The sequence below is a fragment of the Streptomyces fildesensis genome, from assembly GCF_016107395.1.
Taxonomy (GTDB): Bacteria; Actinomycetota; Actinomycetes; order Streptomycetales; family Streptomycetaceae; genus Actinacidiphila; species Actinacidiphila fildesensis.
On record NZ_JAAIKO010000422.1, the window covers coordinates 1 to 220 of the forward strand.

At 68.2% G+C, this 220-nt stretch carries 1 protein-coding gene; it reads right to left on the bottom strand.

Translation table 11 applies throughout. From position 1 onward, the window contains the following. Positions 1-183: LuxR C-terminal-related transcriptional regulator (locus C6N31_RS43380; protein WP_438817460.1), on the bottom strand; the 183-nt coding region annotated here is incomplete at its 3' end. Between the last annotated feature and the right edge of the window lie 37 nt (positions 184-220).

The following is a 220-nucleotide window of genomic DNA, read 5'->3' on the forward strand; positions in this document are numbered from 1 at the left end:
GGCGCTCATGTAGTTCCCCACCGTTCCTTCCCGCAGGCGCAGGCTCTCGGCGATCTCCGGAACCGAGGCGCCGCCGGCGGCGAGGGCCAGGACCTGTAACTCCCGTGGCGACAGCGGTATCTCGGCTGCCTGCAGCACATCGAAGGCCAGCGACCTATCCACATATCTCTCACCCGCCGCCACTTGCCGTATGGCGCTCAGGAGGGTCGACGGGGGAGCG